The following is a 15,762-nucleotide window of genomic DNA, read 5'->3' as shown; positions in this document are numbered from 1 at the left end:
GCGACCCACGTACGCGGTATGCGTCGCCGCAGTGAGGTCCAGGCTGTCGTGATCGTTTCGGTGACCTGTTCAGGACCATTCACTCGAAGCGAAGGCTACGAACCGTGCGTACGTACAGCCCCAAGCCCGGCGATGTGACGCGCCAGTGGCACGTCATCGACGCTCAGGACGTTGTCCTGGGCCGTCTCGCCACCACCGCAGCGACCCTTCTCAGGGGCAAGCACAAGCCGATCTACGCGCCGCACGTCGACGCTGGTGACTTCGTCATCATCATCAACGCCGACAAGGTGCACCTGTCCGGCAACAAGCGGACCCAGAAGATGGCGTACCGCCACTCCGGCTACCCGGGTGGTCTGCGTTCCGTCCGCTACGACGAGCTGCTCGACAAGAACCCCGAGAAGGCGGTCGAGAAGGCCGTCAAGGGCATGCTCCCCAAGAACACGCTGGGCCGTCAGATGCTCTCGAAGCTGAAGGTCTACAAGGGTGACCAGCACCCGCACGGCGCGCAGCAGCCGCAGCCGTTCGAGATCACCCAGGTCGCGCAGTAGTACCGGCCACCCCTAAGACTGAAGAGAATCTGAGGAGAATCGTGGCCGAGACCACTGCCGAGCAGCCGATCGAAGAGATCGACATCGAGAGCTACACCACCGAGTCCGAGGTCCCCGTCGAGGGTGAGTACACCTCGGAGTCGATGGCGTCCCGCTTCGGCGAGCCCCAGCCGGCCGCCGGCCTGGGCCGCCGCAAGAACGCCATCGCCCGCGTCCGGATCGTCCCGGGCACCGGCAAGTGGAAGATCAACGGTCGCACCCTCGAGGACTACTTCCCGAACAAGGTGCACCAGCAGGAAGTCAACGAGCCCTTCAAGGTGCTCGAGCTCGAGGGTCGTTACGACGTCATCGCCCGCATCGCGGGTGGCGGTGTCTCCGGTCAGGCCGGTGCGCTCCGTCTCGGTGTCGCCCGTGCCCTGAACGAGGCCGACGTCGACAACAACCGTGGCCCGCTCAAGAAGGCCGGCTTCCTCAAGCGCGACGACCGTGCGGTCGAGCGCAAGAAGGCCGGTCTGAAGAAGGCCCGCAAGGCTCCGCAGTACAGCAAGCGGTAAACAGCAGCTGCCTGCTCGTACTCCGAACGCCCCGGCGGCACGCCACATGTGCCGTCGGGGCGTTCGTTTATCCCGGCCAACGGCGTATAACGACACAAGACGCTCAAAGGCTTGTGTGATCGGATCGCATGGCGTCTGCCATCATTCCCGGCACATGGACGCTTCCTCAGGAGGACAAGTGGGACGACTCTTCGGCACGGACGGCGTGCGCGGTGTCGCCAATGCGGATCTGACGGCCGAGATGGCGCTCGGCCTCTCCGTCGCCGCGGCACACGTGCTGGCCGAGTCGGGCACCTTCGAGGGCCACAAGCCGACGGCGGTGGTCGGACGGGACCCGCGCGCGTCCGGGGAGTTCCTGGAGGCGGCCGTGGTCGCGGGCCTGGCCAGCGCGGGCGTGGACGTGCTGTGCGTCGGTGTGCTGCCGACGCCGGCGGTCGCCCACCTCACCGGTGCGCTCGGCGCCGACCTGGGCGTGATGCTCTCCGCCAGCCACAACGCCATGCCGGACAACGGCATCAAGTTCTTCGCCCGCGGCGGCCACAAGCTGGCCGACGACCTGGAGGACCGGATCGAGGCGGTCTACGACTCGCACCGGCACGGTGAGCCCTGGCAGCGGCCGACGGGCGCCGGGGTCGGCCGCGTGCGGTCGTACGGGGAGGGCTTCGAGCAGTACGTCGCCCACCTGCTGTCGGTGCTGCCCAACCGGCTCGACGGCCTGAAGATCGTCCTGGACGAAGCGCACGGCGCGGCCTCGGGGGTCTCGCCGGCGGTGTTCTCCCGGGCGGGCGCCGAGGTCGTCACGATCGGTGCCGAGCCGGACGGGCTCAACATCAACGACGGCTGCGGCTCCACCCACCTGGACAAGCTGAGGGCCGCCGTCGTCGGGCACGGCGCGCACCTGGGCATCGCGCACGACGGTGACGCCGACCGGTGCCTGGCCGTGGACCACACCGGTGAGGAGGTCGACGGCGACCAGATCCTCGCCGTGCTCGCGCTGGCGATGCGGGAGCGGTCCGAGCTGCGGGCCGACACGGTCGTCGCCACGGTGATGTCCAACCTCGGCTTCAAGCTGGCGATGGAGCGCGCGGGCGTCCGGCTCGTGCAGACGGCCGTCGGCGACCGGTACGTGCTGGAGGAGATGAAGCGGCACGACTTCGCCCTGGGCGGCGAGCAGTCCGGGCACGTGATCATCCTCGACCACGCGACGACCGGTGACGGCACGCTGACCGGCCTGCTGCTGGCCGCGCGGGTCGCCCAGTCCGGCCGTACGCTGCGGGACCTGGCCTCCGTGATGGAGCGGCTGCCGCAGGTGCTGATCAATGTCCCGGACGTGGACAAGTCCCGGGTGAAGACGTCCGCGGACCTTGCCGCCGCCGTCACCGAGGCGGAGCGGGAGCTGGGGGAGACCGGGCGGGTGCTGCTGCGTCCCTCGGGGACCGAGCCGCTGGTCCGGGTGATGGTCGAGGCCGCCGACATCGAGCAGGCCCGGTCGGTCGCGGGGCGGCTGGCGGACGCGGTGAAGTCGGCGCTGGGATAGTTCCGGGGGCCCGGGGCCGGCCTCGCCGGCCCTAGCCGCCGGTACGTTGCCGTTGCCTGGACCAGAAGTACTTCTGGGTGAGCAGCGTGGCCGTCCCCGCCAGGACGATGCCCAGCAGGTTCAGCAGGAGCTGTTCGATCGAGCCGGCGGTCTGGCCCGTGTCGCCGTAGGCGAGGGCCACCGCCGCGTTGGCGGCGGCCGGCACCGTCGTCACGGAGATGGCCACGCCCACCAGCGCGCCCGACTTGGCCGAGGTCAGGGACAGGGTGCCGGCGATGCCGGCGAGGACCGCCACGATGAACGAGAAGGCGTCCGGGGCGTACACGAAGGCGGTGTTGGGCCGCTCGCCCTCCAGGTCGGCCCGGTCGAACAGCCCGATGGCGTCCATGAAGAGGCTGAAGGCGACGGTGACCGCCACGGCCGCGGCGAATCCCACCAGCAGCGCGATCACCGAGCGCCACGCCAGTCGTGGGTGGCGCCGGACCAGGGCGGTGCAGATGCCGGCCAGTGGGCCGAACTCCGGGCCCACCGCCATGGCGCCCACGATCAGGATGGCGTTGTCCAGCACCACGCCGCACGCCGCGATCATCGTGGCCAGCGTGATGAAGGCCACGTAGGTGACCGACAGGGTCGACTCCTCGTGGGACGCCTCGGTCAGGCCCTCCCACAGCACCGCGTCCGCGCCCTCGCCCGGCGCCTCGTCCTCCGCCTTGTCCGCCCGCCGGGACAGGGAGAGGTCGATGTTCTCCATCGCGATGGACCCGGTCCTGTCCAGGCCGAGGCCGCGCAGCGAGGCGAGGAGTTCGTCGGCCGCCTCGCGCGCCACGTCGCACATCACCACGTCCCCGGCGGGATTGCGGGCGGCTCCCGGCAGGACGACGAGGTGGGTGGTGCCGACCGTCTTCTCGACCAGCCGCACCACCTCGTCCGTCGTCTCGGCCGGGGTGATCAGGCGCAGGTGCAGCATGACGCCTTTCTAACAGGTCGCCAGGGACACGTCACAGTTTCCGCAGCCTGAGCCGCTGCACCTTGTGGTCCGGGCCCTTGCGCACGACGAGGGCGGCGCGGCCGCGGGTGGGGGCGATGTTCTCGACGAGGTTGGGCTTGTTGATCGTCCGCCACAGGGTGCGGGCGTAGTCGACGGCTTCCTCCTCGGACACCTGGGTGTACTTGCGGAAGTAGGAGTTCGGGTTCTGGAAGGCCGTCTGACGCAGCTTCTTGAACCGGTTGACGTACCAGCGCTCGATGTCGTCGGCGCCGGCGTCCACGTACACGCTGAAGTCGAAGTAGTCGGCCAGGCCGACCCGGGTGCGGCCGTCCTTGCCGGGGAGCGCGGGCTGCAGGACGTTCAGGCCCTCGACGATCAGGATGTCCGGGCGGCGGACGGTGAGCCGCTCGTCGCGGACGATGTCGTAGATGAGGTGGGAGTAGACGGGGGCCGTCACCTCGCCCTTGCCGGCCTTGATGTCCGCGACGAACCGGGTCAGGGCCCGGCGGTCGTAGGACTCGGGGAAGCCCTTGCGCGACATCAGACCGCGGGCCTCCAGCTCCTTGGTGGGCAGCAGGAAGCCGTCGGTGGTGACGAGTTCCACACGCGGGTGTTCGGGCCAGCGGGAGAGCAGGGCCTGCAGCAGCCGGGCCACGGTGGACTTGCCGACGGCCACGGAGCCGGCGACTCCTATGACGAACGGGGTGCCGGACTGGGAGCCCTGTTCGCCGAGGAAGGTGTTCAGTGCTCCTCTCAGGCCGTCCGTGGCGCCGACGTAGAGGTTGAGGAGCCGGGAGAGCGGGAGGTAGATGTCCCGCACCTCGTCGAGGTCGATGACGTCGCCGAGGCCGCGGAGCTTCTCCACCTCCTCGGCGGTGAGCGGGAGCGGCGTCTTGTCGCGCAGCGCGCTCCACTCGGCGCGGGTGAGGTCGACGTAGGGAGTCGCCTCCGGCCTGTGCCGGTGGGCGCTCCGGGGCATCGAGGAGACCTGTGAGATCACAGTCCATTGTTAACGGAGTTTGAACGGGGCGGTGGGGTGGGGTGCGTCACGTGGGGGCGGCCCGTGCGGCATGGAGAAGGTCCCGCCGAGACCGGAGCCGGTACGGCTCCGTCCCCGCGGGACCCGAGTGGCGCTCGTCGGACCGGTCGTCCCCGGCCGACGTCGACGTGGTCGTCCACGAGGCCCCCGGGGTAGCAGAGCTCCCACACCGGGACGGTCAGCCGGGGAACCGGGAAACGGTCCGACGGCATCGGGAGGCCCCTTCGTGAAGGGGCCTCCCGACCTGTTTCAGCGCGTTCCCCGCATGTGGCCGAACCAGGACGGGTCGTCCATCGCGCCCTCGTCCTCGTGCCACTGAGGAGGCGCCGAAACGACGAAGCTCCTCAGGTCACCACCCAGCGCGAACAGACGCCCGGGCTTGACTTCCACCCCGTAGTCGAGGCCGATCTTCTCGCATTCCTCGTCGTCGGCACGGCGGATGACCAGGCCGTCGTAGCCGGGACGGAGCAGCATGAGGTCGACGTTGGCGAAGTGGATGTCGATCCGGGTGTCCGGTGGCCTGTCCCGGCTGCTGCGGAGGAGCAGCCTGCGATGACCTACGGCGTACTGCCAGACCTTGAAGTACCTGTCCGATCGGAACATCTCGGAACCGGTGGACTCCGGCGTCAACTCAACTCCCGCCATTCAGTGCGTCCCAGTTCGGTTCGGGTATGTGCACGACTTGCCCCTCTTTGCTGTAGAACGTGATGTTCCGCCATTCGAAGTTCTCCAGCTGTATCTGGAGGCCGATCTGACCCATTTCCCACTGAGTGGCTGCCCAGTCACCGGATCGCCAGGCCTTGTAGGCGAGCGCATACTGCTCAGCCGGGGAATCTCCATCGAAACCCTTCAGGCTGACTGCGACCTTGCCGTTGTTGCGCAGGACGTTCGAGACCTCGGTCATCCATAGGGCGATCGGCTTCCCGTTGACCTTGCCGACCACTTCCGCGAATGCGTCGCCGTTGAAGGTGTAGCCCCCCTGGATCTCCTTGGCCAGAGCTTCCGAGTGCTCGCCGATTCCGAGCACCATGGTTCCGGTCGGGCACGCATTCGTGTTGTGCACCAGAACCGGTGTCGTTCCGGCCAGCACATAGTAGGTGTGGAGGCTGTCGACAGTGAGGTTGTAGGCGGAGTGGAGCCCGTGGAAGCGGTGGACACGGACCACGGTGACGGTCGCACCACTGCTGGTACGCAGCGTCTGTCCGGGCCGCAGGTCGCCTCCGTCTATCCAGCGATGGGCGCTGGGTGACCAGAAGGGGTGGTGCTGAGTGGCGGTGATCCGGGCATGCCCGACGTCGATCGTGATGTCGGCGAAGTCGGTGTCGTCCGGTGTGTAGATGGTGCGGGAGACGGTGTGGGTTTCGGTTCGGCCGCTTTCGGGATCGGTGGCCAGGACCGCGTCGCCGATCCTGACGTCCTTGATCTCCTCGGTCGTTCCGTCGGCCATCAGCACGCGCGTGGTGCCCGGGAAGCTGTTGCCGGTGCACAACTTCCGCGCCTTGCCGAGAGCCTCCAGCGCCTTGGCACCGATTCCGGCGATTGCCTCTTCGGAGAGCCCGGCAGTGCGCAGGGCCTTCCAGGCGTCCGTGAATCCGATGCCGGTACGAGCGGCGGCGTCGAGGGCCTTGACGGCACGTGAGATCTCGGCGAGCGCGCCGTCGACCGGAACGTAGGTGGCGAGGCTCCAGGCACAGGCGGTCTTGTCGCCGTGCCAGCAGTCCATCAGGTCTTCGGCGAAGAAGGAGAACAGGATCGACCCGGCCACATCACCGAAGAGGCTCTGCCATCCGGCGCGGACGATGTCCTTGCCGGAGAACTTGTGCGTCCAGCCGTCGATCTTGATGTTCTTCAGCGTCGCTCGCTTGAGGAACTGCCACGCCGCCTTGGGGCAACCGTCGGCCGTGGCCTGGGCCTGGTCGTCGGTGCACAGGTAGAAGTCGGCCTCGTAGGTGACGACCAGATCGTATGTCGCGTTGCAGCCCTGGAAGGCCGCTTCGGGCATCCCCGGGCAGGTGCCGATCTGCTTGGAGCTGACGATCTCGACGGTGGACTCGTCCGGGACGGCGAACACGCCGGGAAGGCCCGTACCGGCTCCTTGGGATGCGTCCTTGTTGGCCTCCTCCCGTTCCGCCCGGTCGGCCGCTTCCTGGGCCTCCTTGGCGTACTTGTCGGCGTCCTTCGCCGCCTGTTCGGCCTCGGTCGCGGCGGCGTCGGCGCGGGTGGCGGCGGCGCGGGCGTCCTTGGCGTCCTGTTCGGCCTGGCTGGCGGCGGAGCGGGCGGCTGCGGCGTCGAGTTCGGCGGCGTCGGCGGAGTCGCGGGCGTCCTTGGCGTAGCCCTCGGCGTTGCCGGCCGCCTTGTCGGCGGCTGCCGCGTCGTCGGTGGCCTGCTGGTCGTACTCGATGGTGCGGGCCAGTGACGACTGTGCCGCTGCCGCGGCCTTGGCCGCGTCGGCGGAGTAGCCGAGGGCCTCCTTGGAGTAGGTGCGGGCGTCGGCGGCGTACTTGGCCGCGTTCGCCGCGTGCTGGTAGGCCTCCTTGGCGTCGCCCTTGGCCTGGTCGGCGAGGTTCTTGGCGGCGTCGGCCTCGGCGGCGGCGTTCTTGGCGTGCGCGTCGGCGACGGCCTGCTGCTGCTCGGCGATCGTCTTCGACGACTGGCCGGTCAGCACGACCAGGCCGGCGGCGGAGTCGGTGTCGACGTACGCGGAACCGAGCTGGACGGCGTCGTTGGCGGGGTTGGCGACCTGCTGGGCCGCTTCGCCCGCGTCCACGGCCGCCTGCGCGGTGACGTGGGCGTAGCCGGCGGCCTTGGCGGCGGCGGCGAGTGCGTTGCCGGCTTCCTTGTTCGCCGCGTCGGCCTGGGTCTTGGCGTCCTTGGCGTGCTGCTCGGCCTCGTCGGCCAGCTTGACGGCGGCCTTCGCCTCGGCGGCGGCGTCCTGGGACGCCTTGATGGCGTCCGCGGCGGCGCTGGTGGCGGTCTTCACCGCCGCGTCGGCCTTGAGCTTGTCCGCCTGCGCGGCGTCCGCGTCGGAGCGGGCACGCTTCGCGGCGGCTTCCGCGCGCGTGGCCGCGGCATCCGCGTCGGCCGCCGCCTTGGTCGCGGCGTCCGCCTCCGAACGGGCCCTGCCCGCCGCGGCTTCGGCCTGGTCGGCCGCCTTGTCCGCGTCGTTCGCCGCGGCACGGGCCGCGTCGGCCGCCGCGCCCGAGTCCAGCTTGTCGGCGTAGGCCTCCTTGGCGTCCGCCTTGGCGCGGGCCGCGTCCGCCTTCTGCTCGGCGTCCCACGCGTCGTCGCGCATCTCCTTGGCGTGGTCCTTGGCCGCGACCGCGTCGTCGCGCCGGTCCCCGGCCGTCTTCTCGGCGGCCTCGGCCCTGTCCTTGGCATCCTTCGCCTTCGTCGCCTCGGACTCGGCGTTCTTGCGGTGCTCGGCGGCCTCGGCCCGGCTGGCGGCGGCGTTCTCCTTCTCCGCCTTGGCCGTCTTCTCCTCGGCCTCCGCCGAGAGCCGCTTGGCGTGCGCGTCGGCGGCGGCCGCCTTCGCGTCACCCTCCGCCTTCACCGCGACGGCGAGCTTGGCCTCCGCGGTCTCCTTGTCCTTCTTGGCGTTGTCCCGGTGCACCTTGGCCGCATCGGCCGCGGCCTTGGCCTGCAACTCCGCCGCCTCGGCGGCCTTCTTACGGAACTCCGCCTTCGACTGCGCCGCCTGCGCCAACGCGCGCTGCGCGATCGTCGCGCTGTCCCCGGCCGCGGCGCGGGTCGCGGCCTCGGCGGTCTCGCCGGCCTTCTCCAGCGCCGTCAGCGCGGCGGCCGCACCCTTGGTGACCTGGTCCTTCTGCAGACCCACCAGCAGACCGCGACCCCGCGGAGCACCCGCCGCGTCAGCGATGCCGTACGCCGCCTGCAGCGCCGTGTCCGACGAGGTCGCCGCCTTCTGCCCGGCGGCCAGCTGCGTCTTGAGGACGGCCAGCTGGCTCTTCGCGGCGGCCTGCGCGGCCGACAGACCGGACTTGGCCTTCGTGAACTGCGCCGTGGTCGGATAGTCCAGCTTGTCGTCGCCGGTGTGACCCTCCGGGACGATCCTGAACTTCTGCGCGGCGGAGCCGTTGCAGGTCGACTGCACGGCGTCCTTGCTGTTGTCGAACGTCGGCAGGTGCACGCACTTGCCGGACGCCGCGTTCACCAGCGGACCGGCGCTGCGCACGTCGAACTTCCACTGCTGGGCCTTGGCGCTGCCGCAGTCCCGGATCTGGATCTTCGTACCGTCGGCGGTGGCCCCGTTCAGCACCTCCAGGCACTTGCCCGAGTTGATGTTGCGCAGGGTGTAGCCACCGTCGTAGGCAGCCCACAACTGCCACTTCTGCGCGGTGCTGCCGTTGCAGGTGTAGATCTGCACCGGGGTGCCGTTGGTCTTGCCGGCGCCCGCGACGTCGAGGCACTTGCCGGAAGCGCCCGGCACCTGGATGACCAGCGGGGCGTCACCGATGTAACCGAGGCCGCCGGGGGACCAGTAGTCCTGCCAGCGGGTGATGTGGTCGGCGACCCAGGACTGACCCAGCATCTCGGACAGCGCCTTCGCGCCCTTGGCCAGGGCGTCGGTGGCGTCCTTGTTCGCGTTGACGATCTGGTTGCGCTGCGTGGCCTGCGCGGAGACCTCCTGCTGCCACTCACCGGCCGCGGTGGACGTGGCGTCGTTCAGGACGGCGTCCGGGTCGAGCGGGTCACGCCAGGCGCAGGAGGCGAAGCGGGTCTTGAGGTCCTCGACCGCCACGCGGTACTCGGCCGTGCCCGGTTGCGGCGCCGTGCGCGGGAAACCGCCCGCGGACAGGAAGATCCGCGCGTCGTCCGCGCCCATCCCGGCGATGGACGTGTGCATCCACTCGAAGGCGTCGCGCTCGTCGAGCGCCCGGTTCCACTCGTCCCGGGTCTTGCCGTCCGGCGTCGGGTCCTGCCCGTACAGCGGGGTGCCGAGATCGTCGACGGCCTTGACGGTCTTGTCGTCGGCCTTCGGGGTGGAGTCCTCGTAGAAGTCGCTGTCGTTCTTCCAGAACCGGTCGGCGACCCAGGTGGTCAGGCCCGTCTGGTCGTAGAACGTCTGCTGGCCGTCGCCCGGGGAGCCGGGCGGCCAGTGGAAGCCGGTGACGGTGAATCCCCCTGGCGTCTCCAGGCCGTCGAGGGGCTTCTTCCATCCGTCCCGCAGAGCGGCGAGGTCGTCCAGCTGCTTGCCGGCGGCGTCGCGGTCGCTCTTGTAGGCGCCGGCCAGCGGCGTCTGCTCCCAGTTCTTCCGGTCGGCCAGGACATGGAGCCTGTCCGCCGGCTGGTTGAGACCGTCCTGCGCGACCGCGGCCATCGACGGGCCGCCCAGCCGCAGCACCTCGCTCATCAGGCACTGGTCCTGCCGCAATTGCTCGGCGGCCGTGTCGTCGTACCACGGGTGCGAGTCGCTCACGGGCTCGGCGTTCAGCCGTACCGAGCCGGGCTGGACGGCCAGACCGGCCAGCACCGCCAGCGTGGTCACCGAGGTGACGGCGGAGAAGATCTTTCGTGGACTTCGGGTTCCGCGCAGGCGGAACCAAGGTCTGGAATGCAAGAGCATCCCTTTCTCGGTCAGGGGGCTGTCGGCCGGAGGGGGGCGAAGAGCGGGAAGCGGAGACGAGCCGTGTGCTGAGGACGCCTCAGAAGCACACCGGGCCGGCCGGGCTGACGTGTGCCGATGGCCGGCGCGGCGGCATGACGATGTGACCCCTCCCCGTGAGCGACGCCGTTCCCCGGGTCGCGATGCGCGTGATGACGCGGTGGTCAGGCCGTGTCCGCGCGCGGCGTCACTTTAGGCATGTACACGCAGTCTCGAACAAGGGGTCGTTTTGTGGAGAGAGCGACTGGCGTGAAATCTCGCGGCGTCCGATCACGACCGCGAGCCGGACGAAGTCCTCACCTTCCCTGCATGAGCAAGGAATTCATGTGTGCTTCCGGTGGACAGGAGGAGCGTGGGAGGTGCCATGGCCGATTGAACTTGGCTGATTTTCGACCTCTCCGGCCGGTGGGGGCGGCAGCCCCGGAAACCGTTGGTACCCCCGTGCCGATTTCCGATTTCGGGCAGGCGGTGACCGTTTTCGGCGGCTCCCGGGTCGTAGGCTGCGCCACATGTGCGGAATCGTGGGATACGTAGGGTCGCAGTCGGCGCTCGATGTCGTGATGGCCGGGCTCAAGCGGCTGGAGTACCGGGGGTACGACTCGGCGGGTGTCGCCGTGCTCGCGGACGGCGGGCTGGCCGCGGCGAAGAAGGCCGGAAAGCTGGTCAACCTGGAGAAGGCGCTGGTCGAGGGGCCTTTGCCGACGGGTTCGACGGGCATCGGGCACACGCGCTGGGCCACGCACGGCGGCCCCACGGACGCCAACGCGCACCCGCACCTGGACAACGCGGGCCGGGTCGCCGTGGTGCACAACGGCATCATCGAGAACTTCGCCGTGCTGCGGGCGGAACTGGCCGAGCGCGGCCACGATCTGGCCTCCGAGACGGACACCGAGGTGGTCGCGCACCTGCTGGCCGAGGAGTTCTCGGTGACCGGGGGCCTCGCGGAGGCGATGCGGCTGGTGTGCCGGCGGCTGGAGGGCGCGTTCACGCTGGTCGCGGTGCACGCCGACGAGCCGGACGTGGTCGTCGGCGCACGGCGCAACTCCCCGCTGGTGGTGGGTGTCGGAGAGGGCGAGGCGTTCCTGGCCTCCGACGTCGCCGCGTTCATCGCCCACACGCGCTCCGCGATCGAGCTGGGCCAGGACCAGGTGGTGGAGCTGCGCCGCGACGGCGTCACGGTGACCGGATTCGACGGCCGGCCGGCCGAGACCCGCTCCTACCACGTGGACTGGGACGCCTCCGCCGCGGAGAAGGGGGGCTACGACTACTTCATGCTCAAGGAGATCGCCGAGCAGCCCAAGGCGGTCGCCGACACCCTGCTCGGGCGCATCGACCCGTCCGGCTCGCTGACCCTGGACGAGGTGCGGATCAGCCCGTCCGAGCTGCGCGAGCTCGACAAGGTCGTCATCGTCGCCTGCGGTACGGCCTTCCACGCCGGTCTGATCGCCAAGTACGCCATCGAGCACTGGACGCGCATCCCGTGCGAGGTGGAGCTGGCCAGCGAGTTCCGCTACCGGGACCCGATCCTGGACGGGCGTTCGCTCGTCATCGCCATCTCCCAGTCCGGCGAGACCATGGACACCCTGATGGCGCTGCGGCACGCCCGCGAGCAAGGCTCCAAGGTGCTGGCGATCTGCAACACCAACGGCTCGACCATCCCGCGCGAGTCGGACGCGGTGCTGTACACGCACGCCGGACCCGAGGTGGCCGTCGCCTCCACGAAGGCCTTCCTCACCCAGCTGGTCGCCTGCTATCTCGTGGCCCTGTACCTGGGCCAGGTCCGGGGCACCAAGTGGGGCGACGAGATCCAGGACGTGATCCGCGACCTGTCCCGGATCTCGGAGGAGGTCGAGCGGGTCCTGGAGACGATGGAGCCGGTACGGGCGCTGGCCCGCACCCTGGCCACCAAGGACACGGTGCTGTTCCTGGGCCGGCACGTGGGCTACCCGGTCGCCCTCGAAGGCGCCCTGAAGCTCAAGGAGCTGGCCTACATGCACGCCGAGGGCTTCGCGGCGGGCGAGCTGAAGCACGGCCCGATCGCGCTGATCGAGGAGGACCTGCCTGTGGTGGTGGTCGTCCCGTCACCGCGTGGCCGGTCCGTCCTGCACGACAAGATCGTCTCCAACATCCAGGAGATCCGGGCCCGCGGGGCGCGGACGATCGTGATCGCGGAGGAGGGGGACGAGGCGGTGGTCCCGTACGCCGACCACCTGATCCGCATCCCGGTCACGCCGACGCTGCTGCAGCCGCTGGTGGCCACGGTCCCGCTGCAGGTCTTCGCGTGCGAACTGGCCACCGCCCGGGGCAACGAGGTGGACCAGCCGCGCAACCTGGCGAAGTCCGTGACGGTGGAGTGAGACGGCTGGGCGGCGAGGTTCCCCAGGACGGCGTCGCCCACGCTCGCACCCCGGCCCCGCCCGGCCGCCCGGCGCGTCGACCTCCGCCGGATCACGGTGCCGCCGGCCCGGCAGGCGTGACGCCGCGGTCGGCGGCCGGAGCCGGGGACCCCGAGGGCGCCCGCCGGTCCGGCCGGCGGTCCCGTCGGGTGTCCGGGCCCGGTGTCCGGCACCGCTGCCCGGGACCGTGTCCGGGAACTGCCCGGGACCGCGTTCCGCTCGGCCGTCCCGAGGGGTGGTCCCGCTCAGCGGTCCTGGCCGGACCCGTCGGACCGGTCGCGGGCGCGCCGGCCCGCGAGGAGCTCCGGGTTGAGCCGTACGGCCTGGACCGCGTTGACGCCGACGATGCCGATCCAGCCGGCCACGATCCCGGTGATCCCGGCGAGGGCGCCGGCGATCGCGGACAGCGGGATCGCCAGGACCAGGGTGATCAGCGCGAAACCGTGGCGCTCGGCCCAGGTGTCGGCGTCCTTGGGCCGCCGGCTCCCGCGGGCCGCCGCCAGCTGCTGCTCGGCCAGGTGCCGCCGCACCCGGCGGTCCGTGACGTCGTCGATCCGCTGCTCGACCCGCTCCAGGAACGAGTCCACCAGCGCGGAGTCGTACTCCTCACCCAGTTCCCTGCGGGTCCGTACGGTGGCGTCGAGGTCCTTGCGCAGGTCCATGTCCTGTTTCAGCCCGACGTCTCGCGGGTCCGGTGCGCTCATGCGGTTCACCCTAGGGAGCGGTCAGGCCCTCCGCACTGGGGACAGCCCCCCTCTTCGCGTCCTCGGGCGGCTCGGGCGGGACCGCCGCGTTCCGCCGTGCGACCAGCCAGTACGCCGGCGCGGGTACGGCCAGTCCGACGATCCAGGAGATGTCCGCGCCGCCCAGCGGGTCCACCAGCGGACCGGTGTAGAAGCCCGTGGCGAGGAAGGGCAGCTGGGCGAGCAGGCCCAGCGCGTAGACCCCGAGCGCGTCCCAGCGCCACGCGCCGTAGCGGCCGTTGGGGTCGGACAGGGCCGGGATGTCGTACCGCTCCCTGGAGATCAGGTAGTAGTCGACCAGGTTGATCGCCGACCAGGGCGTGAAGAACGTCAGCAGGAACAGCAGGAAGTCCTTGAAGGACGACAGGAAGCTGTCCTTGCCCAGCAGGGCCACGGCCGTGCCCGCGGCCATGACCAGCGCGATGTACGCGGCCCGCCCGGTGCGGGACAGCCGGCGCTGTCCGCGGAAGCCGCTGACGCTCGTCACCATCGACATGAAGCCGCCGTAGGTGTTGAGGACGTTGACGGTGAGCTTGCCGAGGGCGATGACGAAGTAGAAGAGGGACGCGACCAGGCCGGTGCCGCCGAGCGCGACGACGTAGCCGACCTGGCTCGCCAGGAACTTCTCGCCCGCCGTGGCCGCGACCAGCACACCGAAGGTCATCGACCACTGCGCGCCGAGCGCCGAGCCGGACAGGGTCCACCAGAAGGTGGCCTTCGCGGACGTGGTGCGCGGCAGATAGCGCGAGTAGTCGGCGACGTACGGGCCGAACGCCAGCTGCCACGACGCCGACAGGGACACGGCCAGCAGGAACATCGGCAGCGAGAAGTGGGCGTCGTGCGCCAGGGCGGTGACGTCGGCGCGCTCCAGCAGGCGGATGCCCAGGTAGACGAAGGCGAGTGCGCAGACGGTGCTCGCGACGCGGCCGAGGGCGTGGATGACCCGGTAGCCGACGGCCGCCGTGACCGCGGTGACGGCCGCGAAGACGACGATGCCGGTCGTGTCGTTCGTGTGCGTCAGCTCGCCCACCGCCTGCCCGGCCAGCACGCTGCCGGAGGCGAAGAAGCCGACGTACATGACGACGACCAGCAGCAGCGGTACGACCGCTCCGCGCACCCCGAACTGGGCCCGCGACTGGATCATCTGCGGCAGGCCGAGCCTGGGGCCCTGGGCCGAGTGCAGGGCCATCACGGCGCCGCCGAGCAGATTGCCGAGCAGCAGTGCGGTCACCGACCACACCACGTCACCGCCGAAGACCACCGCGAGGGCGCCGGTGACGACGGCCGTGATCTGCAGGTTCGCCCCGAGCCACAGGGTGAACTGGCTGACGGCCCTGCCGTGCCGCTCCTCGTCGGGGACGACGTCGATCGAGCGCAGTTCCACCAGGCCGCTCATCTACTTCACCAGCCCGTGCTGCTTCGCGTACGTGTCCGCCACGTCCTCGGGGTCCTTCTTGTCCTTGTCCACCAGCCGGTTGAGCTCGGTGAGCTGGGCGGTGGTCAGAATGTTCCCGAGCCGGGCGAGCGCCTTGCGGACGGTGTCGTCGGCCTTGCGGTCGGCGATGAGGGGGACTATGTGCTGGCTGGGGATCAGGTGCTGGGGGTCGGACAGCACCACCCAGTCCTCGGCCCTGATGTCGGTGTCGGTGGTGAACAGGTTCGCCACGTCCACGTCGCCCTTCTTCAGCGCGCCCTTGACCAGCGGACCGTCGGAGTCCAGCGACTTGAACTCCTTGAACTCCACGCCGTACACCTCCTTCAGGCCGACCGCGCCCACCTGGCGTTTCTTCACCTCGGGAGCGGCGCCGATCACCAGCTCGCCGTTGTGCCTCCTGAGGTCGGCGAGCGAGGCCAGACCGTACCTGCGTGCCGTCTCGCGGGTGACGACGAAGGCGTCGGAGTCCTCCGCGAGCCCGTAGGGCAGCACCTGCAGGCCGGCCGGCAGGGCGAGGGTGAGGGCGTTCTGCATGGCACCCGACTCGGTGGGGGTGGCCTTCGGGTCGAGGTAGTTGAGCAGGGCGCCCTGGTACTCGGGCAGCAGGTCGATGTCACCGCCCCGCAGGGCCGGGATGACGATCTCCCGGGTGCCGAGGTTGGGGCGGACGCTCACCTTCACCCCGGCGCCGCGCAGGGCCGCGGCGTACAGGTACCCGAGTACCTGGTTCTCGGTGAAGTTGGCCGTGCCGATGGTGACTCCGCCTTTGCTGGAGCCGCCACCGCCGGCGCCGGAGCCGTCGCCCTTCAGGGAGGTGACGCCGCTCGCGCAGGCGGAGAGTGCGGGGGCCGAGGCGACCGCGAGCAGGCCGCCGAGGACAGTACGACGATTCATCGGGG

Annotated in this window: 11 protein-coding genes; 4 read left to right on the top strand and 7 right to left on the bottom strand. The window is 70.3% G+C overall.

Annotated features, from left to right (window positions below; translation table 11 throughout):
• Positions 1-104 precede the first annotated feature (104 nt).
• From rplM to glmM, 3 genes are all read left to right on the top strand, one after another.
• Positions 105-548, top strand: coding sequence for a 50S ribosomal protein L13 (gene rplM / locus ABVB68_RS08710; protein WP_353600321.1), 444 nt, complete (start codon positions 105-107; stop codon positions 546-548).
• A 41-nt stretch (positions 549-589) separates the two neighbouring features.
• On the top strand, positions 590-1,102 hold the full coding sequence (gene rpsI, locus ABVB68_RS08705) for a 30S ribosomal protein S9 (protein WP_161162943.1): 513 nt from the start codon (positions 590-592) through the stop codon (positions 1,100-1,102).
• Between the two features lie 178 nt (positions 1,103-1,280).
• A complete protein-coding gene (gene glmM, locus ABVB68_RS08700; protein ID WP_353600320.1) occupies positions 1,281-2,639 on the top strand; it encodes a phosphoglucosamine mutase in 1,359 nt (452 codons plus the stop codon).
• A gap of 31 nt (positions 2,640-2,670) precedes the next feature.
• Here glmM and ABVB68_RS08695 read toward each other — a convergent pair whose 3' ends face one another.
• The 4 genes from ABVB68_RS08695 to ABVB68_RS08680 all read right to left on the bottom strand — a co-directional run bounded on the left by ABVB68_RS08695 (position 2,671) and on the right by ABVB68_RS08680 (position 10,250).
• The gene (locus ABVB68_RS08695; protein ID WP_353600319.1) at positions 2,671-3,606 is read right to left on the bottom strand and encodes a DUF389 domain-containing protein; all 936 of its coding nucleotides are present in this window, start codon (positions 3,604-3,606) and stop codon (positions 2,671-2,673) included.
• A gap of 31 nt (positions 3,607-3,637) precedes the next feature.
• Positions 3,638-4,606, bottom strand: a complete 969-nt coding sequence (gene coaA / locus ABVB68_RS08690) for a type I pantothenate kinase (protein ID WP_353600482.1) — start codon at positions 4,604-4,606, stop codon at positions 3,638-3,640.
• A 309-nt stretch (positions 4,607-4,915) separates the two neighbouring features.
• Positions 4,916-5,269 (bottom strand): hypothetical protein, encoded by a 354-nt coding sequence (locus ABVB68_RS08685; RefSeq protein WP_353600318.1) that lies wholly within the window; start codon positions 5,267-5,269, stop codon positions 4,916-4,918.
• 28 nt (positions 5,270-5,297) lie between these two features.
• Positions 5,298-10,250, bottom strand: coding sequence for an RICIN domain-containing protein (locus ABVB68_RS08680; RefSeq protein WP_503006046.1), 4,953 nt, complete (start codon positions 10,248-10,250; stop codon positions 5,298-5,300).
• A 548-nt stretch (positions 10,251-10,798) separates the two neighbouring features.
• On the opposite strand from ABVB68_RS08680, the gene glmS reads away from it, so the two are divergent.
• Positions 10,799-12,646, top strand: coding sequence for a glutamine--fructose-6-phosphate transaminase (isomerizing) (glmS, locus tag ABVB68_RS08675; protein WP_353600316.1), 1,848 nt, complete (start codon positions 10,799-10,801; stop codon positions 12,644-12,646).
• A 284-nt stretch (positions 12,647-12,930) separates the two neighbouring features.
• On the opposite strand, the gene ABVB68_RS08670 is transcribed toward glmS, so the two are convergent.
• Genes ABVB68_RS08670 through ABVB68_RS08660 form a run of 3 tightly spaced genes read right to left on the bottom strand, consistent with a single transcriptional unit; the run spans position 12,931 to position 15,757 of the window.
• Entirely contained in the window at positions 12,931-13,389 is a 459-nt protein-coding gene (locus ABVB68_RS08670; RefSeq protein ID WP_353600315.1) for a hypothetical protein, read from the bottom strand.
• A 10-nt stretch (positions 13,390-13,399) separates the two neighbouring features.
• The gene (locus ABVB68_RS08665) at positions 13,400-14,824 is read right to left on the bottom strand and encodes a purine-cytosine permease family protein (RefSeq protein ID WP_353600314.1); all 1,425 of its coding nucleotides are present in this window, start codon (positions 14,822-14,824) and stop codon (positions 13,400-13,402) included.
• A complete protein-coding gene (locus ABVB68_RS08660; protein ID WP_353600313.1) occupies positions 14,825-15,757 on the bottom strand; it encodes an ABC transporter substrate-binding protein in 933 nt (310 codons plus the stop codon).
• Positions 15,758-15,762 lie beyond the last annotated feature (5 nt).

The sequence above is a fragment of the Streptomyces sp. NPDC096012 genome (assembly GCF_040426375.1).
Taxonomy (GTDB): Bacteria; Actinomycetota; Actinomycetes; order Streptomycetales; family Streptomycetaceae; genus Streptomyces.
The sequence above is the reverse complement of the archived record's forward strand: the minus strand, read 5'-3'. Positions and strand labels throughout refer to the sequence as shown.

Excerpts from the sequence above, each read along its gene's own strand:
- ABVB68_RS08695 (WP_353600319.1), bottom strand. The coding sequence starts at position 3,606 with ATGCTGCACCTGCGCCTGATCACCCCGGCCGAGACGACGGACGAGGTG.
- coaA (WP_353600482.1), bottom strand. The coding sequence starts at position 4,606 with ATGCCCCGGAGCGCCCACCGGCACAGGCCGGAGGCGACTCCCTACGTC.
- ABVB68_RS08685 (WP_353600318.1), bottom strand. The coding sequence starts at position 5,269 with ATGTTCCGATCGGACAGGTACTTCAAGGTCTGGCAGTACGCCGTAGGT.
- ABVB68_RS08680 (WP_503006046.1), bottom strand. The coding sequence starts at position 10,250 with ATGCTCTTGCATTCCAGACCTTGGTTCCGCCTGCGCGGAACCCGAAGT.
- glmS (WP_353600316.1), top strand. The coding sequence starts at position 10,799 with ATGTGCGGAATCGTGGGATACGTAGGGTCGCAGTCGGCGCTCGATGTC.
- ABVB68_RS08670 (WP_353600315.1), bottom strand. The coding sequence starts at position 13,389 with ATGAGCGCACCGGACCCGCGAGACGTCGGGCTGAAACAGGACATGGAC.
- ABVB68_RS08665 (WP_353600314.1), bottom strand. The coding sequence starts at position 14,824 with ATGAGCGGCCTGGTGGAACTGCGCTCGATCGACGTCGTCCCCGACGAG.
- ABVB68_RS08660 (WP_353600313.1), bottom strand. The coding sequence starts at position 15,757 with ATGAATCGTCGTACTGTCCTCGGCGGCCTGCTCGCGGTCGCCTCGGCC.